Source organism: Serinibacter arcticus (assembly GCF_004786095.1).
Classification (GTDB): domain Bacteria; phylum Actinomycetota; class Actinomycetes; order Actinomycetales; family Beutenbergiaceae; genus Litorihabitans; species Litorihabitans arcticus.
Window position 1 is genome coordinate 255117 of the sequence record NZ_RHPJ01000002.1, and the last position, 15229, is coordinate 270345.

Sequence of the window (15229 nt, forward strand, 5' to 3'; positions counted from 1 at the left end):
GGTGCTCGGGTCTGGCTTCAGTCCTGGAGGCTGCCGTACCGGACCATCAGCACCGCCGCGGCGGCGATGACGAGGACCGAGATCAGACCGGCGATGGGCGCGGGACCGCTGACGGAGAGGCCGGTCCTCGCCTCGCCGTCCTCGATGGCGACGGCGCCGTCGATCCCGTCGACGCCTTCGGAGACGCCGCTGACGACGCCGACGCCCGGGTAGACCGTGCACTCGGGATCCTCGGCGCTCTCGCCGAACTTCTCGTCGAACATGCTGATCTCGACCCAGGTGACGCAGTACCCCTCGGGGTAGGCCGCCCGGGCGTCGTCGAACAGCAGCGTGGAGGCGCCGATGTGCTGCGCACCGACCGAGCCGTCGTCGGGCAGGAGGTTCACCCCGAAGGCGCGGGGCATGGTGCCGTCGAGGGCCGTGACCCAGTACGTCACGTAGGAGAAGGAGGTGAACGTCGAGTCGGCCGGAAGGGTGATGCCGGACGCGCTGACGTCGTAGCCGCGCGTCGCGACGGACCTGGCCGACGCGCCCGAGCCGAGGAGCACCTGGGACGGATCCGTCTGCTGCGCCTGCGCGCTGACGACTCCCGCCAGACCCATGAGGGTCGTGACGGTGAGGATCAGGAGCGCGCGTCTCACAGGGGTCCCTCCGGTGGTGGTGTGAACGCCACGCTAGGCGGGACCGGTGCCCTCTGGCTGAGGTTCGCGGTCTGTTCGTTCAGGCTCAGGTGCTAGTGATCGCGCGGAAGATCCGATGACGACGGTGCGTCGAACGGAACTCCCCGCGCACGTTTTCACCCTCGCTTTTCACCCTGGGGTGAGGTGGGGGCGGATCGCGCCTCGCCCGGAGTCACCCCGGAGTCACCCTTGGGACGCTCGGTCAGGCCGATGCGGTGGGAACGCTGATATTCGCGAGCCCCCGGCGCGGCTCGCGCGTTAGCGTGACCGCATGCCAGAGCAGCCCCGCCACTCCCAGCACGCCACGACGTCGCTCGACGCCCGGACCGTCCCGCTCGATCCCGCCTCGACCCGCACGCTGGCGGACGCCGGCCTCACCTACCGCGCCGTCGACACGGACGGCGACGACTTCGTCAGCTACGTGCAGGCCGTCAACCGCGGCTTCCTGGGCGAGCGCTCCAAGCCCGAGGCGGTCGAGGCGTGGCGCGAGACGATCGGGGACCGCCGTCCCGTCGGCGTGTTCGACGGCGGCTCGCCCGAGCCGCACCTGCCCGTCGCCACCGTCAACGCGTGGGTGGACGAGCTCACGGTCGACGTCGACCGCCTGCTGCCGATGTGGGCCGTGAGCGCGGTGACCGTGTCCGCGACGCACCGCCGTCGGGGCATCGCGCGGGCCATGCTCGAGGGCGAGCTGCGCGCCGCGGCCGACGCCGGGCTGCCGATCGCCGGTCTCACGGTCTCCGAGGCGACGATCTACGGCCGCTACGGCTTCGCACCGGTCGCGACCGCGACGAGCTGGACCGTCAAGACGCACCGTGCGGGCTGGATCGGGCCGCGGCCCGGCGGGCGGCTGGACCCGATCGAGCGCGAGCTCGCGCAGCAGGACCTGGCGGCGCTGCACGACGTCGTGCGCCGCGGCCGCCCGGGCGAGGTCGCCGCCACGCCGAGCTACTGGCGCTCGACGGCGGGGCTCACGCCCGGCCAGACCGACGGCGGCAAGGTCCGCGCGGTCCGATACACCGACGAGTCGGGGCAGGTGCGGGGCGTGCTCGCCTACCAGCTGGAGAACCGGGACGACGGCGCCGCGACGCTGACCGTGCGCGCGCTCGCGGCCGACGGCCCCGACGCCTATGCCGCGCTGTGGCGGTTCGCGCTCGAGCACGACCTCGTCGACACCGTGCGGGCGACCGAGCGCTCCGCCGACGAGCCGCTGCGGTGGCTGCTCGCCGACCCGCGTGCCGCCGAGGTGACCGAGCGCGACCACCACTGGCTGCGGATCCTCGACGTCGCGCGGTGCCTCGAGTCCCGCACCTACCGGGCGCCGGGGGCGGTGACGTTCGACGTCGTCGATCCGCTGGGGTTCGCCGCCGGGCGCTGGACGCTGACCGTGGCGGAGGGCGGGGCCGGCGTCGTGACGAGGGACGGCGCGGGCGACGGCGAGGGCGCGGTCGTCACGCTCGGCGTCGCCGAGCTGTCGGCCCTGCTGCTGGGCGGCGTCCGCGCCACGACGCTGCGGGCGGCCGGCCGCCTCGCGACCGACGCCGCGACGGCGGCGTGGCTCGACGCGACGTTCGCGCCGGTCGCGGCGCCGCAGCTCAGCCTCTGGTACTGAGCCTCTGGCACTGAGCCGGTGCTCGAGCCGCTGGTGCTGAGCGGCTAGGCGAGCCCGAAGAGGTGGAGCTTCGCGGCCACCTCGAGGTTGCTCGGCTCGACCTGGTGCGAGCCGTCCGGGTAGACGACGACCGGGATGTTCGTGCGGCCCGAGATGCGGTGCGCCTCGGTGGCGGCCTCGGGCTGCGCGACGAGGTCGACGTAGGTGTACGGCACGGCGAGCTGGTCGAGCTGGGCCTTGGTGCGGCGGCAGTCGCCGCACCAGTCCGCGCCGTACACGGTCACCGGCGTGCTGCTCGTGCTGCTGCTGTCGCTGCTCATGCCCCCATCCTCGCCCGACCTACGCTGGGAGCGTGACCCTCACCGCCCCGAGCCGCCCTCGCCGCACGTACGAGACCGGTGTCGTGACGCGGATCCTGCGCGTGCTCGCGCTGCTGGGGTGGCTCGGCGTGACGATCGTCGTGCTGCGCCGCTACCCCGACCTCCCGGCCACGATCCCGACGCACCTCGGGCTGAACGGCGAGCCGGACGCCGTCGGGCCGCGGTGGAGCATCCTGGTGCTGCTCGGGATCTTCTGGCTGATGATCGCGACGCTGACGTGGCTGTCGCGCCGGTCCGCCGTCTTCACCTACCCGATCGAGGTGACGCCGGAGAACGCCCAGCGCGTCTACCGCGAGGGCGAGCGGCAGATGGTGGGGGTGAACCTGACGCTGGTGCCGGTCGGGGCCGGTGTCGCGCTGCTCGTGCTGGGGGAGGACGCCGTCGCCCTCGTCTGGTCCGGCTTGGCACTGATGGTCGCGGTCGTGGTGACCGGGGCCGTCCGCGCGGTGCGGGCCGGGCGCGATCCCGACCATCGCGAAGCGTGACGCCGCCCACACCCCGGGGCTAGCGTGGCGGGTATGACGAAGACGGCCATTCCCGAGACACCGGCGAGCACGTCGGCCAAGATCCTCTACCGCCCGTTCGGCATCGCCTCCTCGATGATCGGTGGCCTCGCCGCCTCCGCGATCTTCAAGCAGGTCTACAAGCGCGCGGTCAAGGGCGACAAGGCGGACGTTCCCGGGCCGCTGCAGTCGGAGTACCTGCTGCGTCAGATCCTCGTGGCGGCCGCGATCCAGGGCGTCATCTACTCCGTGGTGAAGGCGTCGATCGACCGCGCCGGGGCCCGCACGTTCCAGAAGTGGACGGGGGAGTGGCCCGGCAGCTGAGAGCCGCTGGAGCCGACGTCGCACTCCTCCGGCCCTCGTTCCGACCCGGTACCCAGGAACACCAGGGATGATGGGTCGATGAGCGCAGACACCTTCGACCTCTCCCGACTGCGCCGCTTTCCGGACATCGAGGCCCCGAACCTCGTGGCCGTCGACGCCAGCGACCGGCTGATCCTCGACGAGGCGGCCGACCTGATCGCCGCGAGCGAGCCCGGCACCGTCGTCGTGATCAACGACCACCACGGCGCGCTGACCCTCGGCGCCGTCGCGCTGCACGGCGCGCGCGACGTCCGCGTGCACCAGGACATGCTGACCGGCGAGCGCGCGCTCGAGAACAACGCCGCCGACGCCGGACTGGCCGGCACCTACCGTCACCTCTCGCTGGTCCCGGAGCTGGTCGACGGCGCCCGCGTCGTCCTCGTCCAGCTGCCCCGCGGCCTGGACGCGCTCGAGGAGATCGCGCAGCTGATCGCCGCGCACGCGCACCCCGACGTCCGCGTGATCGCGGGCGGTCGCGTCAAGCACATGTCGCGCGGCATGAACGACGTGCTCGGCCGCTCGTTCGCGAACGTCGCCGCCACCCTCGGCCGGCAGAAGTCGCGCGCGCTGGTCGCGTCGGGACCGACGCCGTCGCCGTCGGGTGAGAGCACGTTCCCGAAGCGCAGCGTCGACGACGAGCGCGGGCTGTGGATCGTGGCGCACGGCGCCGCGTTCGCCGGCCCGCAGGTCGACATCGGCTCGCGCTACCTCCTCACCTTCCTGGACCGCATGAGCCCGAGCGCGCGCGACGCGATCGACCTCGGCTGCGGCACGGGCGTCCTGGCCGTCGAGCTCGCCTCCGCGCGGCCGGAGCTGACCGTCACGGCCATCGACGCGTCCGACGCCGCGGTGCGCTCCGCCGTCGAGACCGCCGAGGCGAACCACCTGGCCGAGCGGGTCGAGGTCGTGCGGCAGGACGGGCTGAGCGAGCGGCCGCCCGCCTCGGCCGACCTCATCGTCTGCAACCCGCCGTTCCACGTCGGCGCCACGCTGGCGCCCGACGCCGCGCTGCGGATGATCCGCGGCGCGGCCAAGGTGCTGCGCGACGGCGGCGAGCTGTGGACCGTCTTCAACTCGCGGCTCGCGCACGCCGGCGCGCTGCGCCGCATGGTCGGGCCGACCGAGATCATGGGCGACAACGACACGTTCACGGTGACGCGGACCGTGCGGCCCGCGCGCAAGGGCGCGCGTTGAGCCGCGGACGCGGGACGATCCGGGTCGTCGGAGCCGGGGCGCTGATCGCGCTCGGCCTGACCGGCTGCTCGGCCATCGGCGACGCGGTCTCCGACGCGACCGGCCAGGCGGCGTGCGCCGTCGTCACCCCGATCGCGACCGACGTCGGCGCCCAGGTCCAGGTGGTCGCCGACCAGATCGAGCTCGACCCGAGCGGCGCGATCACCACGCTGACGGCCCTGCAGGAGCGGGTCGACGGCGCCGTGGACGTCACGTCGGGCGACATCGCCTCGGCGCTGGGGACGGTCTCGACCAGGGTCGGGGACCTCATCGCGCAGGCCGAGCAGGTGCGCGACGGCGGGGTCGTCGACCAGGCGACCGTCGACGGCATCGAGACGTCGATCGTGGACGGCCTCACGTCCCTCGCGGGCGACTGCGAGGCCGAGGGCGAGCAGCCCAGCGCCACCCCCTAGGCCCGCCTGCCTCTCGCACCCCTGACCCACCCACCCCTGCCGAGAAGGCGCGTGACTGCTCTACTCGCGCGATAGAGCAGTCACCGGCATGGTCGGCAGCGCGAGCGGGGCGACGGCGGAGCGCCGCGGCCTGGCCATCGCGATCAGCACCCCGCCGACGAGGATCGCACCGCCGACCGTCTCGGCGGCGGTCGGCCGCTGGCCGAGCAGCACCGCCGCGGAGACCATCGCCACGACCGGCGCGAGCAGCACCCACGGCACCACCGACGCGGGGCGGTTGCGGCCGAGCAGCGCGTTCCAGATCGCGTACCCGACGAGCGTGCACAGCCCCGCCGTGTAGAGCGTGGACAGCGCGGGCCGCCAGCCGAAGGCGGCCAGTCCGGCGACGACGGCGTCCGGCCCCTCGACCAGCAGCGACAGCCCGAGCGCCGGGATCGGCACCACGAGCGCGGACCACACGGTGAGGGACAGTCCGCCGACGCCGGTCGCGCGCCGCGAGACGACGTTGCCGACCGCCCACGAGAGCGCGGCGAGCAGGCAGAGCACGACGGCGAGCAGCGGGGCATCGCCACCGCGGCCGACCGCCACGACGGCGAGTCCCGCGGACCCGACGACGACGCCGAGGGCCTGGGCCGCCGTCGGGCGCTCCCGGAGAACGCCGGCCGCGATCAGCACGGTGAAGACGACCTGCGCCTGCAGCAGCAGCGCGGCCAGACCGGGGTGGAGGCCGGCGGCCATGGAGGTGTAGAGCAGGCCGAACTGGCCGAGGGACATGAACAGGCCGACGCCGACGACGGTGCGCCACGACGTCGCGGGCCGCGGCACCACGAGCACGGCGAGCGCGACGACCGTGAAGCGGATCGCGACGAACAGCAGGGGCGGGACGCCGTCCATCCCCCAGTCGATGACGACGAAGTTCACGCCCCAGAGGGTCGCGACGAGGGCGGCGAGGAGCATGTCACGGCGGGTCACGTGCTCACTGGACCACGCCGTGACTGCGTAGCACCAGCGATGATGTCGACGTCTGATTCGGTAGCATCGGTGCATGATCGATCTGGATGCGGTGGTGGCGCTGCGCGCGGTCGCGAGCCACGGGAGCGTCGCGGCGGCCGGCACGTCGCTCGGGTTCACCCCGAGCGCGATCTCGCAGCAGATCAAGCGGCTCGAGCGTGGCGCCGGGGTGGCGCTGCTGGAGCGGGTGGGACGCGGCGTCGTGCTGACGGATGCGGGGCGCCGCCTGGTGGACGCCTCGACCGGGCTGCTCGCGGACCTCGAGCTGATCGAGACGGAGCTGCGGCAGGCGGGCGGCGCCGTCGTCGGCGAGGTGCGGCTGGCGGGGTTCTCGACGGCGGTGCGCGGCCTCGTCGCACCGGTGCTCGGGGCGCTGCGCACCAGCCACCCAGGGGTGCGCGCGCCGCTGCTCGAGGCCGAGCCGTGGGAGAGCGTCGCCCTGGTGGCCTCCGGTCAGCGCGACCTCGGGGTGGTGCACCGGTGGGGCGGGGTGGCGCTCGCGATGCCGGGTCACCTGGTGGCGACGCCGCTGCTCACGGACGTCGCCGACGTCGTGCTGCGGACCGATCACCCGCTCGCCGGGCGCGCGGTGCTGCGGCCCGCGGACCTCGCCGGTGAGGACTGGATCGCGACGCCCGAGGCGACCATCTGCCGGCAGTGGCTGCGGCGCGTGTTCGACGGGATCGGCGGAGCGCCGCGCGTGGTGCACGAGTCGATGGAGTTCGCGGGGCACGTGGAGCTGGTGCGGGCGGGCCTCGGCGTGGCGCTCGTGCCGCGGCTGGGTCGCGGTGAGCTCGGGCCGGACCTCGTCGCCGTCCCGACGGCGGAGCCCGCCTCCACGCGCGACGTCGTCGCGCTGCACCGGCGCAGCCAGGCGGACTCGCCGCCGCTCCGAGCCGTGCTGGACGCCCTGGTCGCGGCGGCCGCCACCCTCTGACCCGCCCGCCCGCCCGCCCCGCCCACGACTTGCCGAGAATGCACCTGACTGCTGTATCCGCGCGATAGAGCAGTCAGGTGCATTCTCGGCGAGGTCGGGGGTGCGATCGTGGGCGCGGGCGAGGCGCGGGGGTCAGTCGAGCAGGGCTCGGATGTCGTCCGCGTCGAGGCGGGACTGGGAGGCGCCGCCCGCACCGGCAACGGCAGCGCCCGCGGCGCCGCCACCCCCGAGGACGCCCGCGACGAGCGCCCGCTTGCTGTCCTGCAGCGCCATCACCTTCTCCTCGATCGTGTCCGCGGCGACCATCCGGTAGACCATCACGGGCCGCGTCTGGCCGATCCGGTGCGCCCGGTCGACCGCCTGCGCCTCGGCGGCCGGGTTCCACCAGGGGTCGGCCAGGATGCAGTAGTCCGCCATCGCGAGGTTGAGCCCGACCCCACCGGCCTTGAGGCTGATGAGGAACACCGGCTGGGTGCCCTCGGCGAAGCCGCGGATGACGGCGGCGCGCTTCGTCGTCGACCCGTCGAGGTAGGCGTAGGGAATGCCCTCGGCGTCCAGCCGCGCCGCGATCTTCGCGAGGTAGCGCGTGAACTGGCTGAAGACCAGCGCGCGGTGCCCCTCGGCGGCCGCCTCGGTCAGCAGCGGCATCAGCACGTCCAGCTTGCTCGACGGCACCCCCGCGTACTCCTCGTCGACCAGCGACGCGTCGATCGCGAGCTGCCGCAGCCGCGTCAGCGCGCTCAGCACCTCCACGCGGTTGCGGTCCATGTCCGAGACCAGCCCGAGCACGCGCTGACGCTCGCGGCCGAGGTGGCGCGCGTAGACCTTCCGGTGCGCCGGATCGAGCGTGACGGACAGGATCTGCTCCTGCTTGGGCGGCAGGTCCGGCGTCACCTCCTCCTTCGTGCGGCGCAGCAGGAACGGCGCGATGCGCGTGCGCAGCCGCTCGAACAGACCGAGCTCGGCCCCGTTCCCGCGCTCGATCGGCGCCGAGTACAGCTCGGTGAACTGCTGCGGCGTCCCGAGGAGACCGGGCGCCGCGATGGCGAACATCGCCCAGAGCTCCGCGAGGTTGTTCTCCATCGGGGTACCGGTGACGACGAACTTCACGTCCGCCGGCAGCGTCTTGGCGAGCGCGAACCCCCGCGAGGTCCGGTTCTTGATGTTCTGCGCCTCGTCGAGCACCAGGCCGGCCGGCACGAGCGCCTCGTACTCGTCGTGCTCGAGCCGGAACAGCGCGTAGCTCGTCACGATGACGTCGGCCTGCGCCGCCAGCTCGGCGATGCTCTCGCGCCGCTTCTTCCCCGTCGCGGTCACGACGGCGACGCGCAGGTCCGGCGCGAACCGCTCCGCCTCCACGGCCCAGTTGGGCACGACCGACGTCGGGGCCACGACGACGAACGGCCGGTGCCGCGCCGTCGCGCCCTCACCCGAACCGGTGCCTGAACCGGCACCCGGCACCGGCGCCGTCAGCGCCCCCGAGTCCTTGGCGTCGAGGATCATCGCGAGCGTCTGCAGCGTCTTGCCGAGCCCCATGTCGTCGGCCAGCACCCCGCCGAGACCGGCGCGTCGCAGCCGCGCGAGCCACTCGTAGCCGGCGCGCTGGTAGGGCCGCAGATCGGCGCGCAGCCCGGCGGGCAGGGGCGGGGCCTCGCCGTCGAGCGACGTCGCGGCGCGCACGCGGTCGAGCCACTCCTGCGCCTGGTGGTCGATGACGCCGAGCGCCTGCAGCTCCTCCCACCACGACAGGTTGAGCCGGCTGACGCGGAGCCCGGTGCGGCGCTGGTCCTGCAGCGCGCGCCCCTCCTCGAGCAGCGCGCGGAGCTGGTCGAGCTCGGGCCGGTCGAGGGAGATGTAGCCGCCGTCCTCCAGGAACAGCGTCTGCTCGCGCCGCGCCAGCGCCGTGATGACGTGACCGACCGGGACGTCGCGGTCGGTCACGCGCAGCCGCACCTCGAGGTCGAACCAGTCGCGGTTCGTGCCGACGACGTCGACGGCGATCTCGGGGTCCCCGAGGTCGCGGAACGTCGGCAGGTCCTCCTCGGGCAGGTCCACCTCGATGCCCTCGACCTGCAGCAGGGCCGGCACGACCTCCTCCACGAGCGCGACGACGGCGTGCCCCGTGACGACCATCTCCTCCAGCGGCAGGCCCTCGCGCGAGAGCAGCGTCGGCAGCGCCGCCATGGCAGCCGCGGCCCGGTGCAGCAGCACGTTCTCCGCGATCCCGTCGCGATCGGGGCGCCGCGGATCGGCCGGCAGCGTGAAGGTGAGCGCGAACGGGTTGTCCGCCTCGCCGTAGCGCCACTCGCACTCGATCGAGGCGCGCGGGCTGGACCCGAGCGCCGTCCACAGCAGCCGGACGCGGACGACGAGCGTCGGCCCCGGCGGCGTCTCCGGCGCGAAGTCACCGGCCGCGTGCCAGGTCTCGCGCTGGATGCGCGGCAGGATCGTGCGCTCGAACAGCGGGCGCTCGCTCGCCGGGACCTGGATCGTGCCGGCCCGGCGCAGGTCGACCCACGCGCGCGTCGCCGGCGCCTGCAGCGGGACGAGCGTGAGGGTGCCGTGCGGGTCGCGGCCGACGAAGCCGTGCGCGGGACGGCCCAGCAGCAGCGTCTCGGTGAGGGTGGAGGGGTGGTCCATCGTGGCGGTGACCTCGAGGTCGGGGCCGCCGTCGTCGGCACGTCCGCCGCCGTCGTCGCCCTCGTCCTCGTCCACCGACGAGACCGTCACCGCCGTCTGCGCCGCGACGTCGGAGAGCACCGCGTCCTCGCCGTCGACCTCCAGGAGCCGGACGCCGGACTCGACGACGTCGCGCAGCACCGGCCACAGCGCGCGGCTCGGCACGGTCTGCAGGCCGAGCCACGTGGGCACGCCGTAGGCGTAGACGTCCGAGGCCTGGTGCAGCCGCACGAGCGCGGCGAGCGCGTCGAGCTGCGCCGGATCGGCGTCGCTGATGCCCGCGCGGGTGACCGCGTGCCACTCGGCGCCGGTCGCGATCCACTGACCGCGCTTGCCCAGGCGCATCGCGCGCGCCTCGAGGGCACCCTCGTGGACGGCGCGGTAGCCGCCGAGCCCGCCGCGCCGGTCCGCGGTGATGGTCGGCGGCGGCGTGAACTGCAGGCTCAGCGCGAGCGGCGACCACTGCTGCGCCGAGGTGTCGGGGAAGATCCCCTCGAGCTGCGAGCGCCACTGGCTGACGACGACGGTGCGCGCCGCCGCGGTCCGCTCCTGCTCCAGCGCCGTGACCAGCAGCGCGACCGTGTGCTTGCAGTCGGTCTGCACGGGGCAGGAGCAGCGGCCGTCGAAGAAGTCGACGGTCCCGTTGCGGGTGAAGCCGTAGTAGGTGGTCGCGGTGTAGACCTGACGGCCGCTGCCGTCGACGGAGCCGACGACGACGCGGGCCTCCGCATCGTGCCGCCGCACCACGGCGCGGTGCTGGCGCGCGTAGGAGATCCCGGCGTCGAACGCGTGCCGGCCGACGAGGCCGACGAGCTCGATGGGGGCGTGCACGGGAACCACCCTAGGCGCGTGGTGCGACACCGGTGCCGCCCGCGGTCGTCCCTGTGGACGAGGTCACGCGCGGGGGCGGCGACACCGCGCCGGACCGGTGGACAACGACCCCCGCGGGCACGTCGCACGAGCGCCGCACGGCGGTGCGAGACTGTCCCCATGCTCGACACGCCCGACTACCTGGTCGACGACGTCGCCTGGGTCCGCGACCTCCTCGGGCGCCGTCCGTGGGCCACGATCGTGGCCGCTCCCGGCGGCGTCCCGGCCGCCACGCACATGCCGGTCCTCCTCGAGGAGCGGACGGCCGACGGCGACGTGCTGACCCTCTCCACCCACCTCGGCATCCCCGACGACGCCACGCTCGGCCTGGTCGACGGCGTCGAGGTCCTGGTCGTCGTCGAGGGCGCCTCGGGCTACATCACGCCGAGCTGGTACGCGTGGGGCCCGGCCGTGCCCACCTGGAACGTCGAGGTCGCCCACCTGACCGCGCGCGTGGAGATCCTCGGCCCGGACGACACCTGGGACGTGCTCGTCGCGACCGTCGCGGCGTTCGAGCAGGCCCGGGCGGAACCGTTCGAGCTCACGACGGCGGGTCCCGGCGGCACCGACGACCTCGTCTACGCGCGCCGCATCGCCCGCGGCGTCACCGGGGTCCGCCTGCACGTCACCTCGTGGCACGCCAAGAACAAGATGTCGCAGGACAAGCCCGCCGAGGTCGTCGCCCGCATCGTCGCGGGCCTGGAGACCGACGGCGACGTGCACGCCGACCCCGCGCTCGCCGTCGCCATGCGCGCCGTCCACCGCGACCTGCCGTGACCGCCCGCACCACCCGACCCGTGCCCGCGCCCGCCACCCTGATCCTGCGCGAGGCACGGCTCGTCGGCTCGACGGAGCCGTTCGACGTGCGGCTGTCCGGCGGGCGGACGACGGCGATCGCCCCCGCCGGCGCGCTCCGCCCCGACCGCGGCGAGGAGGTCGTCGCGCTCGACGGTCGCTGGCTCGTGCCGGGCCTCTGGGACGCCCACGTCCACCTCGTGCAGCAGGCCCTCGCCGAGCGACGGCTCGACGTCAGCGCGGCCTCGTCGGCCCGGGAGGCGGCCGACCTTGTCGCCGCCAGGGTGGCGCTCGAGGACGACGGCGGCGCGCAGCCCTCGAGCGCGACGCTCGTCGGGTTCGGGTTCCGCGACGCCACCTGGCCCGACCTGCCCGAGGTCGCGCTGCTGGACCGCGCCGCGGCGGGACGCGCCGTCGTCCTGGTCAGCGGCGACCTGCACTGCGGCTGGTTCTCCAGCGCGGCTCTGGCGCGGTTCGGCCTGGAGGCCGACGAGTCCGGCCTCGTTCGGGAGGACCTCTTCCTGCCGATCGCGGGCGTTCTCGACGACGCCGACGACGCGCTGCGCGACACCTGGGTGCGCGAGGCGGCTCGCGGGGCCGCGCGCCGCGGCGTCGTCGGCGTCTCCGACTACGAGGCCGAGCACCCGCTGTCCTGGGCCCGGCGGGCGGCCCCCGCCGATGACGGCGCGCTGGTGCTGCGGGTGCGCGCGGGCGTCTGGCCGCAGTTCCTGGACGAGACCATCGCCGCGGGTCGCCGCACGGGGGACGCGCTGCCGGACTCTCCGCGAGACGCCGTCGGGCAGGCCCTGCTCACGGCCGGGCCGCTCAAGGTCATCACCGACGGCTCGCTCAACACGCGGACCGCGTACTGCCACGACCCCTACCCGGGCACGGCCGACCGCGGTGTGCTGACCTACGCCCCCGACGAGCTGCGCGACCTCATGCGCCGCGCCCACGCGGCGGGCATCACGAGCGCGATCCACGCGATCGGCGACGACGCCTGCGGCCTCGCCCTCGACGCGTTCGAGGCCACGGGGGCGCGCGGGAGCGTCGAGCACGCCCAGCTGCTGACGGCGGCCGACGTCCCGAGGTTCGCCGCGCTGGGCGTGGTGGCGAGCGTGCAGCCCGCCCATCTCCTGGACGACCGAGAGGTGGCCGAGGAGCTGTGGCCGGGGCGGACCGACCGTGCCTACGTGCTGGCGTCCCTGCTCGCGTCCGGCGCGCGACTCGCGCTGGGATCGGACGCCCCCGTCGCGCCGCTCGACCCGTGGCTGGCGATCGCCGCCGCCGTCCGTCGCACGGGGGACGAGCGGCCCGCGTGGCACGCGGAGCAGCGGATCGACGCCGCCGCGGCGCTCGCGGCCTCGACCGACGGCCACGGGACGACGCCGAGCGTGGGCGACGTCGCGGACCTCACGATCACCGACGTCGACCCCCTGGCGGCGCACCCCGTGGCGCGGGTGGCCGGGACCCTGGTGGCGGGGGAGTGGATCTACCGCGACGGCGTCTGAGGGCGCGTCCGAGGCTGCGTCCGAGGGCCGAAGCGCAACGCAGAGTTCACCGGACCGCTACACGCGCGTCGCCCGCCTCGCGCCGGGGAGTCCTAGCGTCGTCGCCATGACCACCACGCAGGTCGCACCGACGACGACCACCCTCACCCTGGTCCGCCACGGCCAGACCCACCTCAACGCCCGCCGCGTGATGCAGGGCTCCTGCGACTCGCCGCTGACCCGGACGGGGCGCGCCGGTGTCCTCGTGACGGCGCAGCACCTGTCCACCCAGACCTTCGACGCCGCCTACTCCTCGCCGCAGGGCCGCGCCGTGATGACCGCGGTCGAGATCGTGCGCCACCACCACGAGCTGCCCCTGCGCAGCGTGGAGGGACTGCGCGAGTTCTCCTTCGGCCGCTACGAGCGGCGCCCCGAGCGCGAGCTCGACGAGGTCGAGCCGTGGGCCGCGTTCATCCCGCGCGTCCTGTCCGGCGAGCACCCCGGGCTGCCCGGTGGCGAGTCGGGAGAGTCGTTCATGGGCCGCGTGCGAGCGACGTTCGCGCAGATCGTGGACGCCCACCCGGACGAGCACGTGCTCGTCGTCGGCCACGGCCTGACGCTGGGCGCCTACCTGGCGACCATCGACCCGACGGGGCTCGTGCCGCTCCCGAACGCGTCGGTCTCCACGGTGGAGGTGGTGCGCGAGGCCGGGGTCGACGTCTCGATCTCGCGGATCCTGTCGGTGGCGGTCGACGTCGCCGGTCACGGCTCGCTGTCGGCGCGCCCCGCGCCGGGTCCGGTCGGGGCGGTCGCCGCGGCTCGGGTCGCCGCGCCGCTGCCCGCCGCCTGACGGGACCCGTCCGCCGGCGACACCGCCGCTGTGAGCGGCTGACCCCGTCCGATCTCCGGTCCTCGGACGTGTGATCGGCGTGGTGAGGCCGTGCCGGGGCCGGCGCGGGCTGACCCGCCGCTCACAGCGGCGACCGCGGCCGGTTCGGTGTCGGTGTCGGTGCGACGGCCTACCGTGGCGTCATGACCGCGGGTGAGGGGCGCGACGGCGCACGCGCCCTCACCACGACCGTCACCGTGTCCCGACCGCTCGACCTGCGGCGCACGCTCGGACCGCTGCGTCACGCCGCGAGCGATCCGGCGGCGCGGCTGCTGCCCGACGGCGGCTGGTTCGCGCTCGGGACGCCCCGCGGCGCGGCGACCCTCGCGCTCGCGCGCGTGAGCGGCGGCGTGACGGCGCACGCGTGGGGTCCCGGCGCGGAGTGGGCGATCGCCTCGGTCCCCGACCTCATCGGGCAGGGTGACGACGACGCCGGGTTCGACCCGGGCCCGCACCCGTACGTCGTCGAGCTCGCGGCCCGGTACGCGGGGCTGCGGCTGACCCGGTCGAACCGTGTCTTCGACTCTCTCGTGCCGGCGGTGCTCGAGCAGGAGGTCACCGGGATGGAGGCGCTGCGGGCATGGCGCCTGCTCGTGCTGCGGTTCGGTGCGCCGGCGCCGGCGCCGACCGGACTGACGCCGTCGGAGACGGCGAGCGTGCCGCGGCTGGTCGTGCCGCCGTCGGCCAGGGAGTGGCGCGCGGTGCCGTCGTGGGCCTTCCACGAGGCGGGCATCACGCAGCGGCGCTGGCGCACGGTCGTGCACGCCGCCGAGGTCGCCGGACGGCTCGAGCGGACGCTGCGCCTCGGCCGCGGCGGACCCGAGATCAGCGGCACGCTGATGTCCCTGCCCGGCATCGGGATCTGGACGAGCGCGCTCATCACGCAGACGGCGCACGGCGACGCCGACTCGCCCGCCTACGGGGACGCGCACGTCTCGCGCGCCGTGGTGTGGGCGCTGGCGCGCGAGCTGCTGCCGCCCGCCGAGGCGGACGAGCGGATGGCGGAGCTGCTGCTGCCCTGGGAGGGGCACCGGGAGCGGGTCGTCCGGCTCGTGCTCGCGACCGGAATCGAGGCGCCGCGCCGGGGTCATCGGATGGCGCCGCCGCCGCACCGGTCCTGGTAGCTCGAGTCGGGCGGCGGGGCCAGGGGCGCCAGGGGCGCCGGCCACGTTCGCTGTGCGCGGGTGGTCGCAAGATCGCCTTCGCTGTGCACCGGTGGTCGCCGGAACGACGATGAGGTGACCCGCGGTGCACACCGAACTCCGTGCGGCCGGGCCACCTGGTCGCCGGGCTGCCCGGCCACCTGTCCACACCGCAGGGCCGTGTTCGCTGTGCACGAATGGTCGCCGGGGCAGCTCTCTGTGCACTCGTAGT

At 74.7% G+C, this 15229-nt stretch carries 14 protein-coding genes; 10 read left to right on the plus strand and 4 right to left on the minus strand.

Going from position 1 to position 15229, the window contains the following annotated elements; all coding sequences use genetic code 11:
- Positions 1–17 precede the first annotated feature (17 nt).
- Entirely contained in the window at positions 18–641 is a 624-nt protein-coding gene (locus tag SERN_RS05950) for a hypothetical protein (RefSeq protein WP_135849219.1), read from the minus strand.
- A 310-nt stretch (positions 642–951) separates the two neighbouring features.
- Between SERN_RS05950 and SERN_RS05955 the strand changes: the two genes are divergently transcribed.
- Positions 952–2292 carry a GNAT family N-acetyltransferase gene (locus SERN_RS05955; protein WP_135849220.1) on the plus strand — a complete coding sequence of 447 codons (1341 nt, stop codon included), beginning with the start codon at positions 952–954 and terminating at the stop codon, positions 2290–2292.
- Between the two features lie 44 nt (positions 2293–2336).
- Here the strand turns inward: SERN_RS05955 and SERN_RS05960 are convergent, their stop codons facing one another.
- The gene (locus SERN_RS05960) at positions 2337–2612 is read right to left on the minus strand and encodes a glutaredoxin family protein (protein WP_135849221.1); all 276 of its coding nucleotides are present in this window, start codon (positions 2610–2612) and stop codon (positions 2337–2339) included.
- 32 nt (positions 2613–2644) lie between these two features.
- Here SERN_RS05960 and SERN_RS05965 point away from each other — a divergent pair, with 32 nt between their 5' ends.
- From SERN_RS05965 to SERN_RS05980, 4 genes are all read left to right on the plus strand, one after another.
- Positions 2645–3157, plus strand: coding sequence for a DUF1648 domain-containing protein (locus SERN_RS05965; RefSeq protein WP_135849222.1), 513 nt, complete (start codon positions 2645–2647; stop codon positions 3155–3157).
- Between the two features lie 33 nt (positions 3158–3190).
- A complete protein-coding gene (locus SERN_RS05970; protein WP_135849223.1) occupies positions 3191–3499 on the plus strand; it encodes a DUF4235 domain-containing protein in 309 nt (102 codons plus the stop codon).
- Between the two features lie 78 nt (positions 3500–3577).
- Entirely contained in the window at positions 3578–4732 is a 1155-nt protein-coding gene (locus SERN_RS05975) for a class I SAM-dependent methyltransferase (RefSeq protein WP_135849224.1), read from the plus strand.
- Positions 4729–5184 carry a hypothetical protein gene (locus SERN_RS05980; protein WP_135849225.1) on the plus strand — a complete coding sequence of 152 codons (456 nt, stop codon included), beginning with the start codon at positions 4729–4731 and terminating at the stop codon, positions 5182–5184. The genes SERN_RS05975 and SERN_RS05980 overlap by 4 nt, the downstream gene beginning before the upstream one ends.
- 60 nt (positions 5185–5244) lie before the next feature.
- On the opposite strand, the gene SERN_RS05985 is transcribed toward SERN_RS05980, so the two are convergent.
- Positions 5245–6156, minus strand: coding sequence for an EamA family transporter (locus SERN_RS05985; protein WP_135849226.1), 912 nt, complete (start codon positions 6154–6156; stop codon positions 5245–5247).
- A 73-nt stretch (positions 6157–6229) separates the two neighbouring features.
- Here SERN_RS05985 and SERN_RS05990 point away from each other — a divergent pair, with 73 nt between their 5' ends.
- On the plus strand, positions 6230–7132 hold the full coding sequence (locus tag SERN_RS05990; protein ID WP_135849227.1) for a LysR family transcriptional regulator: 903 nt from the start codon (positions 6230–6232) through the stop codon (positions 7130–7132).
- Between the two features lie 132 nt (positions 7133–7264).
- Here the strand turns inward: SERN_RS05990 and SERN_RS05995 are convergent, their stop codons facing one another.
- On the minus strand, positions 7265–10642 hold the full coding sequence (locus SERN_RS05995) for a DEAD/DEAH box helicase (protein WP_135849228.1): 3378 nt from the start codon (positions 10640–10642) through the stop codon (positions 7265–7267).
- Positions 10643–10801: 159 nt separating this feature from the next.
- On the opposite strand from SERN_RS05995, the gene SERN_RS06000 reads away from it, so the two are divergent.
- The 4 genes from SERN_RS06000 (at position 10802) to SERN_RS06015 (ending at position 14979) form a co-directional block, all read left to right on the plus strand.
- Positions 10802–11458 (plus strand): FMN-binding negative transcriptional regulator, encoded by a 657-nt coding sequence (locus SERN_RS06000; protein ID WP_135849229.1) that lies wholly within the window; start codon positions 10802–10804, stop codon positions 11456–11458.
- Positions 11455–12987 carry an amidohydrolase gene (locus SERN_RS06005; protein ID WP_233251504.1) on the plus strand — a complete coding sequence of 511 codons (1533 nt, stop codon included), beginning with the start codon at positions 11455–11457 and terminating at the stop codon, positions 12985–12987. Before SERN_RS06000 ends, SERN_RS06005 begins: the two co-directional genes overlap by 4 nt.
- A 106-nt stretch (positions 12988–13093) precedes the next feature.
- Positions 13094–13816 carry a histidine phosphatase family protein gene (locus tag SERN_RS06010; RefSeq protein ID WP_135849230.1) on the plus strand — a complete coding sequence of 241 codons (723 nt, stop codon included), beginning with the start codon at positions 13094–13096 and terminating at the stop codon, positions 13814–13816.
- 182 nt (positions 13817–13998) lie between these two features.
- Complete coding sequence (locus SERN_RS06015; protein WP_135849231.1) at positions 13999–14979, plus strand: DNA-3-methyladenine glycosylase family protein; 981 nt, start codon at positions 13999–14001, stop codon at positions 14977–14979.
- Positions 14980–15229 lie beyond the last annotated feature (250 nt).